Raw genomic sequence first — 17,892 nt, 5'->3', positions numbered from 1 at the left:
CGGTTCGTCTCGTACCGGTCCGGTCGGGCCCGTGCCGGTCCGGGCCGGTTGCACCGCGTGCCGATTCCCGCGCCGATTCCCGCGCCGGTTCGTCCGCGTGCCGGTCCGGGCCGGTTGAACCGCACGCCGGTCGGGCCGGGCCGGCTGGACCACACACCGGACCGGCGTGGTCCGGCCCGGCGTCCGTACGGGCCTGTTCCCCGCGTCGTCCGCGGCGGGGCCGCCCGTACTCCGTCCGCGCGCCTCCGCGCGCCGCACCCCCGAGCGCCCCGCGGGCCGGTCGGGGCCGCCGTCGCGAGGCCGCTCGGGCCCCGGCGACATCGCCGCCCCCGTCCCGCCAGCACGCCACCGGCGCCGCCCCCGTCACGCCTGCACGCCGTCGGCGCCGTCCCGTCCCGCCCGCATGCCGCCCGCGCCTCGGTGCCCACCCGCACCCGCCCGCGCGCCGGTCGGACCACCCGTCGGTCCGCGACCTCAGCCGGGGCCGCCGGGGCCCATCGGCCTCCGGCCCGCCGCCGCCACCCGGCTGCGCGCCTCCCGTACCCGGCTGCGCCGCCGCCCGCTACCAGTCGCGGGGCGTCCGTTCGTCCACGCCGAAGACCGTGCCGTCCGGGGCCGACCCGACCACCCGGCCGTCCGCCACCACCGGCGCCGGCAGGGTGTCCGCGAACCCCTGGCCCCCCTTGCCGGGCCGCAGCGGGGTCTGCCCCAGCAGTTCCCCCTCCACCGCGTCCACCGCCAGCAGCCGCCCGTCGGCCGCCGAGAAGTACACCCGGTCGGCGGTGGCCAGCAGCGGTGAGGCGTTGCCCACCGAGGTCTCCAGCCGCCACAGCTGGGCGTCCCCGGTGCCCGTGGGCCGGGTGTCCACGGCCAGCAGACCGCCGTCCCCGGACAGCACGTACACCACGTCGTCGTGGCTGGTCACGCTGGTCGCGGCGACCGGCGTGGCCAGCGGCGTCCGCCGCTCGACGCCGTCCCGCGGGTCGTAGCGCACCACCGCGTCGGTGCGGCTCTGCGCGTCGGTGCCGGCGAGGTGCAGGACCTCGTCCGGGCCGGTGCCGACCGGGGTGAGGCCGCCGGTCAGCCGGCGCTCCCAGCGGGTGGTGCCGCGCACCGGGTCCAGCGCGCTCACCAGGGTCCGGGTGCCGTCGCCCGCGACGGTGTAGGCGTACGCGGTCCGGCCGTCGGAGCCGGCGAAGAAGGCGGGCAGCTGGTGCCCCGCCACCCGGTGCCGCCACCGCTGCTTCCCGGTGGCCGCGTCGATCCCGGTGACCGTGCCGTCCACCCGGACCAGCAGCACCGTGCCGCCCGCCCGGTACACCCGGCCGCCGTAGTCCGACACGTCCCGGTGCCAGCGCAGCCGGTGGGTGTCCGGGTCCAGCGCCTCCAGCCGGGTGCCGTCGGGCGACAGCACCTGCACCAGACCGCCGGAGAGCACCGGCGGCGTGGGCGCGCCGTTCTCGGGTCGCGCCGGGCCGGTGGCCGGCCGCGACCAGACCACCCGGCCCCGTTCCGGGTCCAGCCGGGTGACCCCGCCCGGCGCCGCGCAGTACAGCGCGCCCCGCCCGTAGGAGCAGTACGCGGCGAGGGGCCCGCCGTCCGTCCCCTGGTCCAGCGGGGTCTGCCAGGCGGGGTGCGGCTCGGTGGTACCGCCCGCCGGCCGCTGCCGGGCCGTGGGCTGGAGGGTGTCGATCTGCCGCAGCGTCCACACCACGCCGGAGCCGAGCAGCACCACCAGCCCCAGCACCAGCGCGAGCCGGCCGCGCACGGCGCGCAGCGGGCCGGGACGGCGGCCCCATGACCGCCCCTCGCCCCGGCTCCCGCCGTCGCGGCCGCCCGCCCGGCCGCCGTCCGGGCCACCACCCTGGCCATCGTCCCCGGCGGCGTGCTCCCCGGCGGACCGGAGGCCGCCGCCACCGCGACGGCCGTCGTCGGCCCTGTCACCGGGCGCGGCGCCCCCGGCGCCCCCGGCGGGAGAGGCACCGCCACCCGGTCCGACGCCGGCACCGACGTCGGCACCGGCCGCGGGTTCGCGGTCCGGGCCGGCGGCCGGGGCCCCCGGCCCGCCGCCGCCGTGGCGCTGGGCCGGCACCCGGGGCAGCGGGCCGCGCGGCGCCGGCGCGTACGGGCCGCGCAGCGCGCGGAGCGCCGCCATCAGCGCGTCGGGCGTGGGCCGGTCCGCCGGGTCCTTGGCCAGGCAGCGGCGGATTAGCGGCACCAGGGTGTCGGGCACGCCCGCCAGGTTCGCCTCGTCGTGCACCACCTGGTACGCCACGATGTACGGACTGTCCGAGTCGAACGGCCCGCTGCCGGTCGCCGCGTGCACCAGCACCGAACCGAGCGCGAACACGTCGGCCGCCGGTCCCACCTGGCGCGGCCGCTGGAACTGCTCCGGCGCCATGAACGGCGGTGTGCCGATCAACTTGCCGGTCTCGGTCCGCAGATCGCTGTCCGCGGGCCGGGAGATGCCGAAGTCGATGACCTTCGGCCCGTCCGCCGCGAGCAGGACGTTGCTCGGCTTGAGGTCACGGTGCACCACGTCGGCCCGGTGGATGTCGCGCAGCGCCTCGGCGAGCCCGGCCGCCAGCTGGAGCACCTCGTCCGGTTCCAGCGGCCCGTTCCGCTTCACGTGCTCGGCGAGCGTCGGCCCGGGGATGTAGAGCGTCGCCATCCAGGGCCGCCCGCCGTCCGGGTCGGCGTCCACCACCGGCGCCGTGTACGCCCCGCTCACCCGGCGGGCGGCGGCCACCTCCTGCCGGAACCGGGCCCTGAACTCCGGGTCCGCGGCGAAGTCGGCGTGCACCACCTTCACCGCGAGCCGTAGTCCGGAGTCCGACCGGGCCAGGTGGACGACACCCATGCCGCCGGAGCCCAGTCGTGCTTCCAGCCGGTACCGCCCGGCGTATTCCGGATCTTCCGCTTCCGGGCCTGTCCCCGCGCTGCGCAACGGCGGCATTCCCCCCACCCCCGTGTTCTGGGCCGCGACTCGCGACGCACGGAGCCTAGTCGATGCGGGAAAGCCGCCGGCGCAGTTGCTAGCCTGCGCATGTCCCGGACAAAACGAGGGACTTCGGGGATTCCAACGGGGGAGGGGCCTGATGGCCATGGAAGACGCTGTCGTGACGGAAGCGCCGGAAGCGCACGGAGCGACGCAGACGCACGGGGCGACGGGAACGCCGGACGCGCACGGGGGGACCGGAGCCGGTCGGGCGACCGAGGCGACCGGGAACGGGGAGACCACGCCGGTGGCGGCCGTCGCGTCGGCCACGGCGGTGGCGGACCCGGCCGGTGCGGGTGCCGAGGTGGACCCGGAGGCGGACGACGAGCAGATCATGACCACGGCGGCGCTGCCGGTCACCTACCCGGTGGCGCCCGGGGTGCGGCTCAACGTCCGGCGCGGACCCAGCACCACCAGCCCCCTGATCAGGGTGCTGCCGTACGACGTGCGGGTGCCGATCCGCTGCCAGCGGCGCGGCGAGACGGTGAGCGGCCCGTACGGCACGACGGACATCTGGGACAACATAGCGCCGGGTGAGTATGTGTCCGACGCGTATGTGAAGACCGGCAGCGACGGCTTCGTGGCCGTCCGCTGCATGAGCTGAGCGGCGCCGCCGCGCGCCGCGCCCGGCGACCTCCCGCCCCGCCCGCCCGCACCGGCGGGCCATCGGGGCGCGGACCCCGGATGCGGCGCCGGCCGGGCCTTGGCACGCGCCGAGCGGGCCCTGAGTACGCGCCAGCCGGGCCCTGAGCACGCGACGCCGGCCCCTGGTCATGCGACGCCCGCCGGGCCGGGACACCGGACACTCGGCGCCGGCCGGGCGGATCGGGCGGGCCGGGACCTCAGGACACTCGGCGCGGGGCAGGCCGACCGGGCCACCGGGAACCACGCCGGACGTGCTGCCGGCGATCTCGCCGGCCGGGCTGCCTGCCCACCCCGACGCGGCACCGGCCGCGCCTGCCGGGCCCCGGGCACAACACTGCCACCGGTCGAGCCTGCCGGGCTCCGGGACGACGCCGGCACCGGCCGCGCCTGCCGGGCCTCGGGCACAACACCGGCACCGGCCGCGCCTGCCGGGCCCCGGGACGACGCCGGGTACCCGCGCCATCCGGCGCCCGGTACCCGTCCCGCGTCGCCCGGCGCCCCTTGCCCGTCCCGCGTCGTCCGGCCCGGCCCGCGCGGCACGTGTCCCCGCCCGCCGTGCCTCGCCCGTACCCGCCCGCACTCGGGGCCGCGGGCCGCCGGCCGGGAGTCCTCGGCGGGCCGTCAGGGATTCCGCTGCGGGTGCGCGGGGTCCAGGGAGAACGCCGTACCGCTGCTCGTCACCCCGGTGACCATGCCGCGCACCACCGCGACGCCCGGCGCCTCGATCCAGCCCGACGACGCGCTCCGGGCCGGGGTCTGCCACAGCTCGTCGCCGGAGCCCACGTCCACCGCCAGCAGCCGGCCGCTGGCGGTGCCCAGATACACCGTCCCGGACTCCACCGAGACCGTCGGCGGACCCAGCCGCTCCACCGACGTCGGGCTGCTCCACACCTCCGTGCCGTCCGCCGGATCGACCAGCGTGATCCGCCCGCTCTCCTGGACGAAGAAGAGGCGGTGGCCGATGAGGGTCGCGTCGCCGATGGCGTTCTGCGGCAGCGGCGTCTCGCTCCGCCGGCCGGTCCGCGGATCGATGCGGATCAGCTTCCGGTAACGGTCCAGCTCCGAGTCCACCATGGGCAGGAACAGCAGCTCCCCGTCGTACACCCCGAGCGGCCGGTCGATCTCGCCGGGCCGCCCCACCTCGTGGGCGTCGCCGTCCTTCTTGTCCAGGCGGAGGACGAAGGCCGCGGCACCGTCCGATCGCAGGTCCAGGCAGACCACGTACGGCACGCCGCCGGTCGGCTCCGGCAGCGGGGAGCACTCGGCGTCCCGGGGCATGGGGGTGGTCCAGCGCGCCGCGCCGGTCCGGGCGTCCCAGGCGACCATCTCCCGGTCGCCGGGGGCGCTGCCGATCAGCAGATCGCCCACCAGCACCGAGCCGGCCATGCCGCTGACCGGATGGCTCCACGCCACGTCCCCGGAGTCCGCGCGGAGCGCGACCAGCCGCTGCTCCTCCTCGCGGGGACTGTCGTGCACGTAGACCAGGCCGTCCTCGGCGGCGAACGGGGCGGTGTTGGCCGGGCCCACGGTGGTGTCGTCGTCCGGGTTGCCGACGCTCAGCCGCAGCCCGCGGGCCCGCCAGGTCACCTTGCCGGTCAGCCCGTCCACGCGCACGGTGCGGAACCCGGTGCCGCCGCAGTACAGGGCGGTGTCCGCGGCCAGGCAGCCGGGCGTCAGATCGCTGTCGAACCGCTCGTCGCCCGCCGCCTTCGGCAGGTCCAGCTCCCAGGCCCGCCAGCCCCGGGGCACCGACACGTCCCGGGCCACGGACTGCGGACCGCCGGTCCGGACCCCGCCGCTGGACGAGGAGTACACCAGCACCCCGCCGATGACCGCGGCCAGCGCGGTCACCGCGGCCCCGGCCGCCAGCAGGGTGCGCCGCCGCGCCCCGGTATCGGTGTGCTCCGGTTCGGTGATCACGGCACCGCCCGGGCCCGGTCCGCCCGTCCCGCCGGGTCCGGCGGTCCCATCCGGTCCGCCCGTCCCGCCGGGCCCTGCGGTCCTGCCGCGCCCGTCGGCCGCTCCCGTCCCGCCCGGCGGGCGCGCGGTCAGGCCCGGGGCGGCCTCCGCCCGGGGTGCGCCGCGCTCGGGCAGTTCACGCAGCCGCTGGATGATCTGGTCGGGCCGGGGTCGTTGGGTGGGGTCTTTGGTGAGGCAGTGGGTGACGATGGTGTGGAGGGGTGGGGGAGGTGGGTGAGGTCGGGGGGTTCGTGGACGACGTGGTAGGCGGTGAGGTAGGGGCTGTCGGCGTCGAAGGGGCCGTGTCCGGTGGCGGCGTAGACCAGGAGTGCGCCGAGGGAGAAGACGTCGGTGGCGGGGGGTGACGTCGCGGGGGGCGGGAGAGTTGTTCGGGGGACATGAAGGGTGGGGTGCCCATGACGCGTCCGGTGACGGTGAGGGCCTGGCTGTCGGCGGCGCGGGAGATGCCGAAGTCGATGACGCGGGGGGGCCGTCGGGGGGCCATGAGGACGTTGGCGGGTTTGAGGTCGCGGTGGATGACGCCGGCGCGGTGGATGTCGTGGAGGCCTCGGTCAGTCCCAGGGCGAGGCGGCGCAGGTCGGTCCAGGTGAGGGGGGCCGTGGGTGGTGAGGTGTTCGGCGAGGGTGGGGCCGGGGACGTGGAGGGTGGCCATCCAGGGGCGTTCGGCGTCGGGGTCGGCGTCCACCACGGGGGCGGTGAAGGCGCCGCTGACCCGGCGTGCGGCGGCGACTTCCTGGCGGAAGCGGACGCGGAACTCCTCGTCCTGGGCGAACTGCTCGTGGACCACCTTCACCGCCACCCGCCGGCCCGAGGACGACCGGGCCAGGAACACCACGCCCATACCGCCCGAACCCAACCGGTCCACCAACCGGTAATCACCGATCCGTTCCGGATCCCCCGAGTTCAGCGGCACCTGCGTCTCCTCCCCGCGCCCGGGCCCGTGCGTCCAGCGGACGTTCCAGCCTAAGGGGAGGGGGCCCGGGACCCGCGGACCACCCGGGCCCCGCCCTCCCCCGCCCGTCCCACCGCCCCGGCCCCGCCTGTCCCACCGCCCCGGCCCCCCGTCCGTGCCCGGCCCCGGCCCCTGACCCCGTCCGTCTGCGCGCACGCCTCGACCCGCTCCGTACCCCCCCCCCACTCCCCCGGCGCCCGTCCCCGCCGTTCGCATCCCCGTCGTCGTTCCCGTCCCCGCCGTCCCCCACGACCACCACCGCCGCCTCACCGCACAGCGCCCCCCGCGGCTCCGCGGCGACCGCGGCCCCGCGGCGACCGGGGGCCGGCGTCCCGGGCGTCCGGTGAATAATCGGAGGCATGAGCGAGGACCAGCAACCGGGCGGACCCCGGCCGGAACCCCTCCGGTTCTTCGGGACGACGTGGGTGGAGCACGACGGCGGATACGCGGCGCGCCGGGTCGGCGTCGCCGCCGGTTCCCTGGTGGCGGCCGCGGCCGGCGCGTTCGTGCTGCTGCTGGCGGTGCAGGGGCTGGCCGTCTCGGAGAGCGGCGGGCTGCTGAACACCCTGCTCATCGCCGCCTTCGCGATCTGCGGCTTCCTCGCCTTCCGCCGTACCTGGACCGGCTTCGGGCACCGCCCGGAACCCGTCGCGGACGAGGCCGCCGAGAAGTCCATGCGCAGCATCAGGGCCATCGGCTTCGTCGGCGTGCTGCTCGCCTACTTCTTCCGCAGCTTCGTCGAGGCGCCGGGGGAGAAGCTGCTGCGCGCCGAGTACGAGGCGGAGCGGGAGGCGTACGAGCGCCGCCGCGCCGCCCGCACCGGCAACCCGGCGGGCCGCGGCGGCCCCTCCGCCCGCAAGCGCAAGCGCCGCTGACCCCGCCCGGCCGCCGGCTGTCACAATCCGCCGGGCTGTCGCGTCCCCTTCCCGGAGGCCATGACGCGCCAGGCCTCCAGGGAACCACCCGGACGAGCACCGCGGCACGAGAGGACGCCACCATGGCCGAGCTGGCCGAGTTCGAGACCCACCGGAGCCGCCTGTGGGCGGTCGCCTACCGCATCACCGGCTCGGTCGCCGACGCGGACGACGCGGTGCAGGAGGCGTGGCTCCGCTGGCAGTCGCTCCCCGACGACGTGGCCGACGAGCCCCGCGCGTACCTCACCACGATCGTCAGCCGCATCTGTTACGACCAGCTGAACTCCGCCCGGTCCCGGCGGGAGACCTACATCGGTCCCTGGCTCCCGGAGCCGGTGCTGGACGGGGCGGGCCGGGTGGCCCTCGGGCACGGGGACGACGCCCCGTCCCCGGAGGACCGGGTGACCCTGGACGAGTCGGTGGGCATGGCGCTGCTGACCGTGCTGGAGCGGCTGACCCCGGCCGAGCGCACCGCGTTCGTGCTGCACGACGTGTTCGCGGTGCCCTTCCCGGAGATCGCCGAGGTGGTGGGCCGCACCCCGGACGCGGTACGGCAGCTCGCCTCCCGGGCCCGTCGGCACGTCCGGGCGGAGGCGCCCCGGCGGAGCGTGGACAAGGGGGAGCACCGGCGCGCGGTGGACGCCTTCCTCCACGCCGTCACGGGCGGCGACTTCGAGGGCCTGCTGAAGGTGCTCGACCCGCACGTGGTCTGGCGCTCCGACGGCGGGGGCAAGGTCCGTGCGGCCCGGCGTCCGGTGTTCGGTCAGGACAAGGTCGCCCGGATGGCCCACGCGATCAGCCGGCGCTTCGAGCCGGAGCGGATGCGGCTGTCGCCGCGGGAGGTGAACGGCGCCCCGGGCCTGGTCTTCGTGGACCACGTGGGACGGCAGGTGGGCGTCCTCGCGTTCACCGTGGGCGAGGGCGGCCGGATCACCGAGATCGACGTGGTCGTCAACCCGGACAAGCTCCGGCACCTCGACCTCGACGCCCTCTCCGGGGACCCCGACGCCCTGTCCGGTGACCCGGAGGGACTGTCCGGGAGCCCCGAGGAACTGTCCGGCGACCCCGACGGCCCCGCCGGGGCATCCGGGGACCCCGACGGGGTGTGACCGGGGGCCCCGACGGCAGTACGTCGGCCCCGGGGTGATGCGACGGGGCCGGAGACACGACGGAATCCGGGAGTACGACGAGCCGGCGCGCGACCGCGACCCCCACGCGATCCGACCGGAGCCGCCGGACCCTCAGGGGAACCCCGGCCGGGGTGTCCCGGGCTCCGATCGGTCCGTCCGGGGCCCCGACCGGGGCGTCAGGGGACCCCGAGGCGGCGCGACCGGGGCCCGGCGAGCTACGGAGTCCCCGGCCGGGTGTGAACCGGAACCATGAGCCGCCCGAAACCCCATGAGCCGCCGGGACCCCGTGCGCTGTCCGGGGACCCCATGAACCTCCGGGTCCCCGGACGGACATCCGGGGACCCGACGAGGCGCCGGCGAACCCGTTGAGCCGCCGGGCCCCGTCGGGGCTGCGCCCGGTCACCGGGGCGCCCCGGGGCCTCCGGTGTGCCCCGGCGGTGCCCCCAGGGCCTCCGGCGGCCCGGCCGACGGCTCAGCCGGGCGGTCGCCGGGCCGGGGTGGCCGGGGCCGGTGAGGTGTCCGGGTATTCGGCGGGGCGCGACCGGCCGCCGACGGGGTGTGACCGGGAACACTGTCACATCCGCGGCCCCGCCATCCGTCGGAACAGTGACGCCGGCGAGCGGAGCACCGTCCTGGCCGGTCCCTGGCCGGGTGCCATGCCTACCGGCCGGGCCGCGGGCGTCGCGGTGGAACGGGTCCACGGGGGTGTGCCGCTCCACCGCGACGCCTCACCGCGACGCTCCCGCACCGCGACGCCTCACCGCGACGCTCCCGCACCGCGACGCCTCACCGCGACGCTCCCGCACCGCGACACCCCATCGGGATGCCGCACCGCGGCGCCCCACCGCGGCGCCCACCGGGCGGGACCACCGATGCCGATCGCTCCCCGTCCCCCTCCCGCCTGTCCACCGCCGTGCCCCCTCGGGCCGCGCCTCGGCCGGCAACGGCACGGCCGGGACACGGCGCTCGCGCTACACCGCTATGCCCGGGCTGGCATCCCTGGTGTCCCTGGCTTCCCGGGGCCCCGGCATCCCCGGCGCCACTGACGCCCCCGGCACCCCCGATGCCCCCCGGCGTCCCCGGTGTCTTCGGTGTCCGGGGCCACCACCGCGTTGTGCCGCTCGGCCCAGGCGGTCAGCGCGGTACGGCAGGCGTGGTCCATGTGGCGCAGGTCCCGCAGGTCCAGCTGGACCTGGCGGTCCCGGGGGAGCGCCTCCAACTCGTCGAGCAGCTTCGGCAGCCGCAGGAACGTCGCGTTGCCGACGATCCGGGCCCGTACCGGTCCGGTCCGGTCACCATCACCGGGCCCCTCCGTCCCCTTGGCCCCCTTCGTCCCCACCACACCCTTCGTTTCTGCCGTCTCGCCGCTCTCGCCCGTCCCCACGGCCCCGTCACCGTCCTGGCCTCCGTGTCCGGCCGGGTGCCCGCTGCGGTCTCCGCCCAGCCCGGTCACCTCGACGTGTACGTGGGAGGTCTCCCAGGCGGTCTTGGCGACGGCCAGCAGCAGCCCGATGAGCACCCCCTCGAACATGTTGGTCACCACGATGGCCACGGCGGTCGTGATCAGCACCACCGCCTCCCCCCGGTGGTCCCGCCACAGCGGCACCAGGTCGCGCAGCGGTATGAGCTTCCAGCCGGCGTGGATCAGGACGCCCGCCAGCGCGCAGACCGGTATCACCCCGAGGGCGGCGGGGAACAGCACCGCGAAGACCAGCAGCCACACCCCGTGCAGCACCCGGGACGCCTTCGTCCGCGCGCCCGCCCGTACGTTGGCGGCGCTCCGCACGATCACGGCGGTCATCGGCAGCGCGCCGAGCGCCCCGCACACCGCGTTGCCGGCGCCCTGGGCGATGAGTTCCCGGTCGTAGTCGGTGCGCGGGCCGTCGTGGAGCCGGTCCACGGCCGCCGCGCTGAACAGGCTCTCCGCCGAGGCGATCAGGGTGAACGCCAGGACGGTGCCGAGCACACCGAACTCCGCGAGGTCGGCGAGGTCACCGCCGTCCGGCACCCGTACCGCGTCCAGCAGGCCCTGCACCTCGACCCGGGCCACCGGCAGGTCCGGCACCGCGACCGCCACGGTGGCCAGCGCGACCGCCGCCAGCGGGGCGGGCAGCACCTTCGCACCCCGTTGCCACCAGGGCCAGATCACCAGTACCGCCACCGTGCCGGCACCCACCGCCAGCGCCTCCAGCGCGGCCCGTGAGCCGGCGGTGTCCAGCACCAGTTCCGGCAGTCCGGCGAGCTTCCCGAGCCCGCTGCCGGGGGCGGCGGTGTCGGTGAGCGCGTACAGCTGCCCGGCGATCAGCACCAGGCCGATGCCCGCGAGCATGCCCTGCACCACGGCCACCGAGATGGCCCGGAACCAGCGGCCCAGCCGCAGGGCTCCCATGGCCAGTTGCAGGACACCGGCGGCGAGCACCAGCACACCCAGCGCCCCCACCCCGTACGCGTCCACCGCCTCGTACACGAGCACCGTCAGCCCCGCGGCCGGACCGCTCACCTGGAGGCTGCTGCCGGGCATCAGGCCGGTGACCAGGCCACCGACGATGCCGGTGATCAGCCCCAGCTCGGCGGGGACGCCGGAGGCCACCGCGACGCCGACGCACAGCGGTACGGCCACGAGGAACACCACGAGGGACGCGGTGAAGTCGGCGCGTAAGGTGCCGCCGTCCACGCCCCGGAACCGGTCGAGAAGGGTCTGGGATCTGCTGGGCATGAGGTGCCTCCAAGAGCGCCCGGCAGGGAAAGGGTGCCGGGCGCGTCGCATCGCTTCGGTCAGGGATCGGTCGGCGCGCCGGGGGCGCACGCGGGCGGTGCGGAAAGGTGACGATCACGCGCGGCCGCCGTCGGCGGTCCCCGCCGGCCCAGGGGTACGGGCCGTGCCTGGCGGTCCCCGCCGGCCCAGGGGTACGGGCCGTGCCTGGCGGTCCCCGCCGGCCCGGGGGTACGGGCCGTGCCTGGTGTTACGGGTCGGCCCAGGGGTACGGGCCGTGCCTGGCGGTACGGGTCGGGCCGGTGCTGCGGGCCGGGCCGGACGGGTGCGTATCCGCCCGCCGACCCGCCGGGTGGCGTGATCGGGGTGAGAGGTGAGGGGTGCCCGGACAGCCCGGACGGACCGGCCACGACGGCACCGGACCGGTCACCGCCGCACCGGACCGGCCACGAGGTACCGGCCGGCCCGGGAAGGTGCCGGGCGCCGGAGCCCGCCCACCCGAGCCCACGTGGCCACGGGCCCACGAACCGGGGTCCGCAGGCCCACGGGTCCGCCCACGGGCCCACGAACCCGTGGGCCCACGGACCACGACCGATGCCCGGAAAACGTCAGCCGGTCATCGGCGGCGGGGTGGCGCCAGGGCGGCAGGGCGGCTCGGCGGGTCGCCGGCCGGAGCCGTCACCGCGCCGGGACCCCGGCCCGCGAACACCTCCGCGTCACCCGTGCCCCCGCCGTGTCACCCGCCCCGGTACCCGCCACCCGTGCCCATCGGACCACGCCCGTGCGGCACGGACCACGTGAATGGCGCGCGCACCACGGGTGCCGTGACGGACCACGACGGTGCCGCGCGGACCACGGTGGCCCAGGCGGCCCCCGGCACGGTCAGCAGCGGAAGATCTGGTGCTCGATGGCCAGCTGGCCGGATCTCGACACGGGGACCGCGTGGTGTTTCAACGACGGTTTGGTGATCGCGACCGGGTCCCTGGTGATGAGCGCATCGCAATCGCACACACACCCGGATTTCCCGTGGGGTGCCGGTGCGGTGGCCGGAGCGGGGCCGGCACGGCGCCCCTCGACGTTCTCCTCACCCGTGTGGAGCGGTACCGGGTACGGGACGGTCCGGAGCGTTTCGGTCTCCGCCACGGTCGCCGCCCGGGCGGTGAATCGCTCCGCAACAGCCGTTGGGCGCGGGCAGTTTGCGGCGGTGTACTCGACGGCGAGGAAAACCCCGAGGAACAGGGCGACAGCGGTGAACAGCGTGCGGCCCACTCGCCTCGTCGTCGTCAAGGAACCCCCCTCCGGCGCGCCTTCGGCAGTCATCCCCATTCTGCCCGGACGTCAGTTGCATCGTACAAGTCGTTGCGTAACCAAACGGTGAACGTGGCATCTCGCCGGCTCGGTGGGTGGTGATGACCCGTGGCGATTCCGCGGGCGTGAACGGCGCTGCACACCGGGCCCCGTCCGTTCGGGAGCACGCACGTGCGCCCCCGCCGGCGGGAAGCAGCCCGCAGCGCCGCTCCGCCTCCGCACCCCGGCCGCGCCCGCTCACCGACCGCACGCACCCCCCATCCCCCTGTTCATCCGCCCCCTCATCCCGCCCTCTGCCCACCCCCCGCGGTCATGGGCGCCGCGATCACGGCGCCCGGCCTTCACGGCACCCCACCGCCCCGGACGGCGGGATGCGAGGATGGCAGCGACGCCGCGCTGTCGCAGGGCAGCACGTCACGGGACGCCGAGGACGCCGTACCGCATCGGGGCGAGGCGTCATGTACCGCACCCCGAGCGGGTGCCCGTACCGCACCGGATGAGGTGAGCGCTCCATGACGCAGAAGGTCGCCGTGCTGGGCACGGGAAAGATCGGCGAGGCACTCCTGAGCGGGATGATCCGCGGCGGCTGGGCCCCTTCCGACCTCCTGGTCACCGCCCGCCGCGCGGAGCGCGCCGCCGAGCTGCGCACCCGCTACGGGGTCGAGACGGTCTCCAACGCGGAGGCGGCCAAGACCGCCGACACGCTGATCCTCACCGTCAAGCCCCAGGACATGGGCGTCCTGCTCGACGAACTCGCCCCGCACGTTCCCGCCGACCGTCTGGTGATCTCCGGTGCGGCGGGCATCCCCACCGCGTTCTTCGAGGCCCGGCTCGCCCCCGGCACCCCGGTGGTGCGGGTCATGACCAACACCCCGGCCCTCGTGGACGAGGCGATGTCGGTCATCTCGGCGGGCACGCACGCCACCGCCGGGCACCTCGCCCACGCCGAGGAGATCTTCGGCGGGGTCGGCAAGACCCTCCGCGTCCCCGAGGCCCAGCAGGACGCCGCCACCGCGCTCTCTGGCTCGGGACCGGCGTACTTCTACTTCCTCGTGGAGGCCATGACGGACGCGGGCATCCTGCTGGGACTGCCGCGCGACAAGGCGCACGACCTGATCGTGCAGGCCGCGATCGGCGCCGCCGTGATGCTCCGGGACAGCGGCGAGCACCCCGTCAAACTCCGGGAGGCGGTGACCTCACCGGCCGGCACCACCATCAACGCCATCCGCGAGCTGGAACGCCACGGGGTACGGGCCGCGCTGATCGCCGCCCTGGAGGCGGCCCGCGACCGCAGCCGGGAACTCGCCTCCGGCAACGGCTGACCGCCGGCCCCTCCTCCCCTCCTGCCGGCCGGCCCCCCACCTCCCCGCCGTGACCACCCACGCCCGCCCGGCCCCCTGCACCCGCCCGACCGGGGGCGGCCCCGCACCGCCCGCCGGCCCGGACCGACCCCGACGACCGGGCGGGCCGGGCCGGTCCCGGGCAAGGTCCCGGCCCCCCGGCCGCCCCGCACCCACTCGGACCCCGCCCGGCCCCTGGCACCCGGCACCCAGTCCGCCCCCGCATCCACCCGGCCCCCGTCCCAGGGGGCCCACCACCGCGGCCTCCCCGCCCCCGGGTCGAGCCGCCCAACAACCCAGCCACCCCCGGGCGGCCCCGACCACCCCCGAACCCATCAGCCGGGGCAATCCATCAGCCGGGGGACTCATCAGCCGGGGAACTCAGCCACCCGCCACCGGGTCCACCGTCACCGAGGTCCCCGAGGACCCCGAGAACCCCGAGAACCCTGAGGACCCCGAGAACCCTGAGGATTCCGAGAACCCTGAGGGCTCCGAGGACCCCGAAGGAACCGGGGCCGCCCCGGCCGGGATCACCGCCTCCGCCGCGACCGGTGGCATCAGTCCCACCGCCGCGTAGGCGGCGTCCACCCGGGGCCGGGCCAGGGCGGCCGCGCGCTCCGCGCCGGCGCGCAGCACCGCGTCCACCTGGGCCGGGTCGGCGGACAGCTCGGCATGGCGCTCCCGCAGCGGCCGCAGCATCTCCACCACGGCCTCCGCGGTGTCCTTCTTCAGCGCCCCGTACGAGCTGTAGCCGGCGGCCAGGTCCCCGGGGGCGCCACCGGTGCAGGCGGCGAGGATGTCGAGCAGGTTCGCGACCCCCGGCCGGTTCTCCCGGTCGTGGACCACGTCGCCCGCGGCACCGCTGTCGGTGGTCGCCCGCATCACCTTCCGCCGTACGGTGTCCGGCTCGTCCAGGAGATAGATGATGCCGCTGGTCTCGGCGTGCGACTTCCCCATCTTCGAGGTGGGGTCGCGCAGGTCCATCACCCGCGAGGCGACCCGCGGCACGGTGGCACGGGGGACCGTGAAGACCTGCCCGTACCGCTGGTTGAACCGCAGCGCCAGGTCCCGGGTCAGCTCCACGTGCTGGGCCTGGTCGTCGCCGACCGGCACCTCGTCCGCTCCGTACGCCAGGATGTCGGCGGCCATCAGCGCCGGATAGGTGAGCAGGGAGAGCCGGACGCTGCCGCCCCGGCCCGCCTCGCGCGCCGCCTTCTCCTTGTACTGGATCATGCGCCGCATCTCGCCGTCGCTCGCGGTGCACTCCATCAGGTACGACAGCCGGGTGTGCTCGTGCACATGGCTCTGTACGAACACCGTGCACAACCGCGGGTCCAGCCCCGCGGCCAGCAGCAGCGTCGCGGCCTGCCGGGTGAGCCGGCGCACCCGCGCCGGGTCGTGCTCCACGGTCAGGGCGTGCAGGTCCACCACGCAGAACAGTGCGTCGGCGCGGTGCTGGTCCTCCGCCACCCAGCGGCGGACCGCGCCCAGGTAGTTCCCCAGGGTCAGGTGTCCGGTCGGCTTGAGGCCGCTGAAGATCCGGTGCAGCGGGCCGTGGGTGCGGTCCGGCCGGTGGGTCATGGGGGTCGTCATCGCGGTATCCCGGTCCATTCGTCTCGGGGCCGCCGCCACGGCGGGCCCGCACGGGATACGCGAACGGCCGCCGGAGCGGCGGCCGTGTCCATCAGTGCATGCGCGTCGGTCGGCCGCCGTCAGGCGGCCCACCACAGGAGGGAGTGCGCATGCTTGGTCATGCCGCCCACCATACGACCCGAAAAAGTGCGCCGCCACGGGTTTGAAGCCGTGCGGGACGTCATGTACTGTTCTCCGAGTTGTCACGGGGTCCGCACGGACCGCGCGGACGACACCCTCGCGCCGCACCGGCGGCACACCACTACTGCACGGCCCCCGATCGGGATCAATTTCGGCATGCCGGAATTCGGACCGAAAGGCTCGATTAGGAGCCGGCGGGGAAATCCGCTAAAGTAGTGATCACGCCGGAAGGCGCGAAACAAACCCCCTCCAACGGGGACCGGAAAAGAAATCCGAACCGGGAACGGAACGGAAAACGGATCTGGTAAGGTTGGAAACACCGAAGGGAAGCGCCCGGAGGAAAGCCCGAGAGGGTGAGTACGAAGGAAGCGTCCGTTCCTTGAGAACTCAACAGCGTGCCAAAAGTCAACGCCAGATATGTTGATACCCCGTCTCCGGGCCGGTGAATGGCCGGGAGTCGAGGTTCCTTTGAAGAAACACACAGCGAGGACGCTGTGAACCGTCGGGACTATTCCTCCTGACGGTTCCGCTCAACGCGAGTGATGCCCCGAGTACGGGGAAGCATTCACGGAGAGTTTGATCCTGGCTCAGGACGAACGCTGGCGGCGTGCTTAACACATGCAAGTCGAACGATGAACCCGCTTCGGTGGGGGATTAGTGGCGAACGGGTGAGTAACACGTGGGCAATCTGCCCTGCACTCTGGGACAAGCCCTGGAAACGGGGTCTAATACCGGATATGACGCGTGACCGCATGGTCTGCGCGTGGAAAGCTCCGGCGGTGCAGGATGAGCCCGCGGCCTATCAGCTTGTTGGTGGGGTAATGGCCTACCAAGGCGACGACGGGTAGCCGGCCTGAGAGGGCGACCGGCCACACTGGGACTGAGACACGGCCCAGACTCCTACGGGAGGCAGCAGTGGGGAATATTGCACAATGGGCGAAAGCCTGATGCAGCGACGCCGCGTGAGGGATGACGGCCTTCGGGTTGTAAACCTCTTTCAGCAGGGAAGAAGCGAAAGTGACGGTACCTGCAGAAGAAGCGCCGGCTAACTACGTGCCAGCAGCCGCGGTAATACGTAGGGCGCGAGCGTTGTCCGGAATTATTGGGCGTAAAGAGCTCGTAGGCGGCTTGTCACGTCGGATGTGAAAGCCCGGGGCTTAACCCCGGGTCTGCATTCGATACGGGCAGGCTAGAGTTCGGTAGGGGAGATCGGAATTCCTGGTGTAGCGGTGAAATGCGCAGATATCAGGAGGAACACCGGTGGCGAAGGCGGATCTCTGGGCCGATACTGACGCTGAGGAGCGAAAGCGTGGGGAGCGAACAGGATTAGATACCCTGGTAGTCCACGCCGTAAACGTTGGGAACTAGGTGTGGGCGACATTCCACGTTGTCCGTGCCGCAGCTAACGCATTAAGTTCCCCGCCTGGGGAGTACGGCCGCAAGGCTAAAACTCAAAGGAATTGACGGGGGCCCGCACAAGCGGCGGAGCATGTGGCTTAATTCGACGCAACGCGAAGAACCTTACCAAGGCTTGACATACATCGGAAAGCGCCAGAGATGGTGCCCCCCTTGTGGTCGGTGTACAGGTGGTGCATGGCTGTCGTCAGCTCGTGTCGTGAGATGTTGGGTTAAGTCCCGCAACGAGCGCAACCCTTGTTCTGTGTTGCCAGCATGCCTTTCGGGGTGATGGGGACTCACAGGAGACTGCCGGGGTCAACTCGGAGGAAGGTGGGGACGACGTCAAGTCATCATGCCCCTTATGTCTTGGGCTGCACACGTGCTACAATGGCCGGTACAAAGAGCTGCGATACCGTGAGGTGGAGCGAATCTCAAAAAGCCGGTCTCAGTTCGGATTGGGGTCTGCAACTCGACCCCATGAAGTCGGAGTCGCTAGTAATCGCAGATCAGCATTGCTGCGGTGAATACGTTCCCGGGCCTTGTACACACCGCCCGTCACGTCACGAAAGTCGGTAACACCCGAAGCCGGTGGCCCAACCCCTTGTGGGAGGGAGTCGTCGAAGGTGGGACTGGCGATTGGGACGAAGTCGTAACAAGGTAGCCGTACCGGAAGGTGCGGCTGGATCACCTCCTTTCTAAGGAGCACATGGCCGACTGCGAGCGAATGTCTCGCACGGTTAG

General features: G+C 74.3%; 9 protein-coding genes, 1 rRNA gene and 1 pseudogene. 5 read left to right on the top strand and 6 right to left on the bottom strand.

Going from position 1 to position 17,892, the window contains the following annotated elements; all coding sequences use genetic code 11:
• Positions 1–562: 562 nt before the first annotated feature.
• Positions 563–2,956: a protein kinase domain-containing protein gene (locus tag IHE55_RS13000; RefSeq protein WP_197989176.1), complete on the bottom strand. Its 2,394-nt coding sequence runs from the start codon at positions 2,954–2,956 to the stop codon at positions 563–565.
• Positions 2,957–3,332: 376 nt separating this feature from the next.
• On the opposite strand from IHE55_RS13000, the gene IHE55_RS12995 reads away from it, so the two are divergent.
• Complete coding sequence (locus IHE55_RS12995) at positions 3,333–3,602, top strand: SH3 domain-containing protein (RefSeq protein ID WP_232266276.1); 270 nt, start codon at positions 3,333–3,335, stop codon at positions 3,600–3,602.
• A gap of 662 nt (positions 3,603–4,264) precedes the next feature.
• On the opposite strand, the gene IHE55_RS31195 is transcribed toward IHE55_RS12995, so the two are convergent.
• Positions 4,265–5,563, bottom strand: coding sequence for an outer membrane protein assembly factor BamB family protein (locus IHE55_RS31195; RefSeq protein ID WP_307826639.1), 1,299 nt, complete (start codon positions 5,561–5,563; stop codon positions 4,265–4,267).
• A gap of 175 nt (positions 5,564–5,738) precedes the next feature.
• On the bottom strand, positions 5,739–6,464 hold the full coding sequence (locus IHE55_RS12980) for a serine/threonine-protein kinase (protein WP_232266274.1): 726 nt from the start codon (positions 6,462–6,464) through the stop codon (positions 5,739–5,741).
• Positions 6,465–6,934: 470 nt separating this feature from the next.
• On the opposite strand from IHE55_RS12980, the gene IHE55_RS12975 reads away from it, so the two are divergent.
• Entirely contained in the window at positions 6,935–7,450 is a 516-nt protein-coding gene (locus IHE55_RS12975; RefSeq protein WP_197989175.1) for a hypothetical protein, read from the top strand.
• A gap of 122 nt (positions 7,451–7,572) precedes the next feature.
• A complete protein-coding gene (gene sigJ / locus IHE55_RS12970; RefSeq protein ID WP_197989174.1) occupies positions 7,573–8,598 on the top strand; it encodes an RNA polymerase sigma factor SigJ in 1,026 nt (341 codons plus the stop codon).
• Positions 8,599–9,598: 1,000 nt separating this feature from the next.
• On the opposite strand, the gene IHE55_RS12965 is transcribed toward sigJ, so the two are convergent.
• Entirely contained in the window at positions 9,599–11,335 is a 1,737-nt protein-coding gene (locus IHE55_RS12965; protein WP_197989173.1) for a SulP family inorganic anion transporter, read from the bottom strand.
• A gap of 879 nt (positions 11,336–12,214) precedes the next feature.
• Complete coding sequence (locus tag IHE55_RS12960; RefSeq protein ID WP_197989172.1) at positions 12,215–12,601, bottom strand: hypothetical protein; 387 nt, start codon at positions 12,599–12,601, stop codon at positions 12,215–12,217.
• A 551-nt stretch (positions 12,602–13,152) separates the two neighbouring features.
• Between IHE55_RS12960 and proC the strand changes: the two genes are divergently transcribed.
• A complete protein-coding gene (gene proC, locus IHE55_RS12955; protein ID WP_197989171.1) occupies positions 13,153–13,962 on the top strand; it encodes a pyrroline-5-carboxylate reductase in 810 nt (269 codons plus the stop codon).
• A gap of 567 nt (positions 13,963–14,529) precedes the next feature.
• Here the strand turns inward: proC and trpS are convergent.
• Positions 14,530–15,561 (bottom strand): annotated as a pseudogene (gene trpS / locus IHE55_RS12950) (tryptophan--tRNA ligase); the annotation flags it as partial.
• A gap of 756 nt (positions 15,562–16,317) precedes the next feature.
• On the opposite strand from trpS, the gene IHE55_RS12945 reads away from it, so the two are divergent.
• Positions 16,318–17,846 (top strand): 16S ribosomal RNA (locus IHE55_RS12945).
• The last annotated feature ends 46 nt before the right edge of the window (positions 17,847–17,892 follow it).

Source organism: Streptomyces pactum (genome assembly GCF_016031615.1).
GTDB lineage: Bacteria > Actinomycetota > Actinomycetes > Streptomycetales > Streptomycetaceae > Streptomyces > Streptomyces pactus.
This window is presented reverse-complemented; position numbering and strand designations above follow the sequence as displayed.